Here is a 3,174-nt window from a genome sequence, read left to right as displayed (position 1 = left end):
TGATCTCTCGGTGCGCGCTTATAACTGCTTGAAGCGCAGCAATATTACGAAGGTCGGCCAGATCCTCTCGATGAATGAGGAAGATCTGCTGGGCGTGCGCAACTTTGGCGAGAAGAGCTTGCAGGAGTTGCGCGATCGCTTGATTGCGCGCAACTTCCTCCCGACGAATCTGCGCGCCAGCACGGTCGGGGCCGAGATGAACGGCGATCACGAAAGGGAGGGCTAGTTAAGTTGAGGCATCGTGTTGCCGGTAACAAGCTGGGAATGCCGGAGCACCGCCGTCGCGCTGTCCGCCGCAGCCTGATGGCTGGCTTGCTCCGCTACGATCGGATCAATACTACCCTGGCCCGCGCCCGCGCGATTCGCGGCGAGGTCGAGCGGCTGATCGCGACCGCCGTCGAGGGCCGCGCCGCGGCCCAGCGCCATCTGGCGCAGGTGGTGCCCGATGAGGAGAAGGCGGCCAAGCTGCTGGCCTTTGCGCGCCGTGGCCGCTTCTCGCTCCATGATGAGGTGGCGACGAATGAGGAGCGCGCGGCTATGGGCATGCCCCCGCTGACAGAGCAGGGCCGTAAGTTCTTGGAGAATAAGTTGAAGGAGCGCCGTACGGAGCTTCTGCGCATTATTCCCAAGGAAGATGAGGCGGAGCGGGCTTTGCGCGCCGCTTATGAGGCACTGGTGATTGAGCTGCGCGCCCGCCGCTATGTGCTGAGCCACCTGCCCGATGAGCTGGTGGTGCGCCGCCTCTTCGATGAGCTGGTGCCGCGCTATATGGGCCGCCCCGGCGGCTATACGCGCATCACGAAGCTGGGACGGCGCAAGGGCGATGCCGCTGAGGTCGCTCAGATCGCTCTGGTCTGAGGTCTGCGAGAGGAGAGGAAGCGGAAGCGGACGCCTCTGCTTTCCCCTCGGGCTTGGCGGCTGGCTCTGGCGCTGCCTCGACCCCTCAACGGGCGGATGGCTGGCCACCAGCATGGGCGGGCCGGTGGATGAACGAGCGAGCCAGGAGAGCCGGAGGCAGGCTCTATATCTCGCTCAGCTCGCGTGAGGTGGCCCACTCTGAACGGGGTTGCCTGCTCTGCGGTTAGGCGATGAGACGCTCGATGGATAGGCGGATAGACGAGATCGCATGAATATTGCCTGTGGCATTGAGTACGATGGCACGGACTATCATGGCTTCCAGCGCCAGCCGGCGGCTCATGGCCCCACCATCCAGGGGGTGCTGGAGACCGCTATTGCGCGCATTGCTGGTGAGCGGGTTGTGGTGCACGGCGCCGGGCGCACTGATGCAGGCGTTCACGCCTCGGGCCAGGTGATCAACTTCCGCACGACGGCGCGACTTGCTCCCGAGACCTGGGTGCGGGCCTTGAATGCAACCTTGCCATCGACAGTAGTCGTGCGCTGGGCGCGTGAGGTGCCAGAGCGCTTCCATGCTCGTTTCAGCGCTATCAGTCGCTCTTATCGTTATACGATTTGGAATGATGCGATTCCGACGGCGCTCCTGGCTCGCTTCACGTACCATCGCTCTCAGCCACTGGCGGTCGATCTCATGGCTGAGGCTTGCAAGTGTCTGCTGGGGACGAAGGATTTCGGGGCCTTTGGGCAGAGTCCCGAGGATGCCTCTCATCCCGATGAGGCTGGCCCGCACCACTGTATCCGTACGATGCTGGCGGCCTCCTGCGTCCGCCACGGCGTCTGTATCTTTTGTGACTTTACGGCCAATGCCTTTCTGACGGGCATGGTGCGCCGTATTGTGGGAACACTTCTGCTGGTCGGTCAGCGGCGGCTCAGCGTGGAGGAGTTCGCGGCCATTGTCCAGCGCGCTGACCGTTCCCATCCTGGGGTGGCGGTGCCGGCGCGTGGGCTGTGCCTGGTGGGGGTCTCCTACCCCGAGGAGCTCGGCCTGCCAGAATCGTCGCCGGCTACGGCCACACTGGCCTCTGCTGTTTGGCCTGCACTGGCTGGCGTTGGAGCTGAGCCAGCGCCTGATGGAGGCCCGGCAGCCTGATAGACAGGCCCGGCTCACCTGTTCCTTGCTGGGCGGCAGGCGTGGAGCGCGAAGATGGACGGCTAAGGAGAAGCACCTTGCCCCGGCGCTCCGCGCTGGGAAGCTGTGTGAGTGAGTGAGCAAGCAAGATTGCGTTTTGGGAGATGTGATCTATGAGAAAGACCTATAGCGCCAGGGCTGCTGACCTGCGCCCGAAATGGTATGTGATTGATGCCGAGGGGCAGGTGCTGGGCCGGCTGGCGTCGCAGATCGCGACCATTCTCCGCGGTAAGCATAAGCCGACGTTTACTCCACATATGCCCTGCGGCGATTATGTGATCGTGGTCAATGCCGATAAGATCGCCGTAACGCGCGGGCGCCTCGATAAGAAGGTCTACTTCCGCCATACCCAGTACCCGGGCGGCGTGAAGCTGCAGACGCTCCGTCAGGTGCTGGAGGGTCCTCACCCTGAGCGCGCCTTGATTCATGCGGTGCGCGGTATGGTAATGCACAATAGCCTGGGCAACCAGTTGATGCGGCGGCTGAAGGTCTATGCTGGCCCAACCCATCCGCATCAGGCTCAAAAGCCTGTCCCCTGGCGTGGGCCACAGACGCTGCTGGACGAGTATCTCTCTGAGCAGCCGCCGGCCTCGGGCGAAAAGTAAGTGAGGAGCTATCGCTTCTTCTCGTTGTTACTTGCTGACCTTACCGATCGAGATGAGATGAGACAAGGAAGGGAGAGGAGTACGGACCTTGGCTGAAAGCACCAAACTGGAGCTGCCTAAAGGGGAGTACTACTACGGGATGGGACGGCGTAAGACGTCTGTGGCACGCGTGCGTCTCTATCCCAATGGGAGCGGCAGAATTATTGTCAATGGGCGTGAGTTTCAGAACTACTTTGGCAACCGCGAATCGGTTGTTGCAACCGCCCTGGCGCCGCTCCGCCTGCTGGACCTGACCAGCGCTTATGATATCTCGGTGCGTGTGCTTGGCGGCGGACTGACTGGCCAGGCTGGCGCTGTTCGCCATGCTCTGGCGCGGGCTTTGCTGCGCGTCAATCCCGACTGGAAGAATACCTTGCGTAAGGCTGGTTTCTTGACACGCGATCCACGCGTGAAGGAGCGCAAGAAGCCAGGTCTGAAGCGCGCACGCAAGGCGCCACAGTACACCAAGCGTTAAGTCTGGCTCTG

General features: G+C 62.4%; 5 protein-coding genes. All 5 read left to right on the top strand.

The window, feature by feature from the left end:
- Positions 1-226: DNA-directed RNA polymerase subunit alpha C-terminal domain-containing protein (locus IRZ31_RS20875; RefSeq protein ID WP_297157565.1), on the top strand; the 226-nt coding region annotated here is incomplete at its 5' end.
- 5 nt (positions 227-231) lie between these two features.
- Positions 232-858: a bL17 family ribosomal protein gene (locus IRZ31_RS20870; RefSeq protein WP_189361975.1), complete on the top strand. Its 627-nt coding sequence runs from the start codon at positions 232-234 to the stop codon at positions 856-858.
- A 268-nt stretch (positions 859-1,126) separates the two neighbouring features.
- A complete protein-coding gene (truA, locus tag IRZ31_RS20865) occupies positions 1,127-2,005 on the top strand; it encodes a tRNA pseudouridine(38-40) synthase TruA (protein WP_297157562.1) in 879 nt (292 codons plus the stop codon).
- Positions 2,006-2,157: 152 nt separating this feature from the next.
- Positions 2,158-2,649: a 50S ribosomal protein L13 gene (gene rplM, locus IRZ31_RS20860; RefSeq protein ID WP_297157559.1), complete on the top strand. Its 492-nt coding sequence runs from the start codon at positions 2,158-2,160 to the stop codon at positions 2,647-2,649.
- 139 nt (positions 2,650-2,788) lie between these two features.
- A complete protein-coding gene (rpsI, locus tag IRZ31_RS20855; RefSeq protein ID WP_297157567.1) occupies positions 2,789-3,163 on the top strand; it encodes a 30S ribosomal protein S9 in 375 nt (124 codons plus the stop codon).
- Positions 3,164-3,174 lie beyond the last annotated feature (11 nt).

The sequence above is a fragment of the Thermogemmatispora sp. genome (genome assembly GCF_019683635.1).
Taxonomy (GTDB): Bacteria; Chloroflexota; Ktedonobacteria; order Ktedonobacterales; family Ktedonobacteraceae; genus Thermogemmatispora.
The sequence above is the reverse complement of the archived record's forward strand: the minus strand, read 5'-3'. Positions and strand labels throughout refer to the sequence as shown.

Coding starts and splice junctions, on each gene's coding strand:
- truA (WP_297157562.1), top strand. CDS start 1,127: ATGAATATTGCCTGTGGCATTGAGTACGATGGCACGGACTATCATGGC.
- rplM (WP_297157559.1), top strand. CDS start 2,158: ATGAGAAAGACCTATAGCGCCAGGGCTGCTGACCTGCGCCCGAAATGG.
- rpsI (WP_297157567.1), top strand. CDS start 2,789: ATGGGACGGCGTAAGACGTCTGTGGCACGCGTGCGTCTCTATCCCAAT.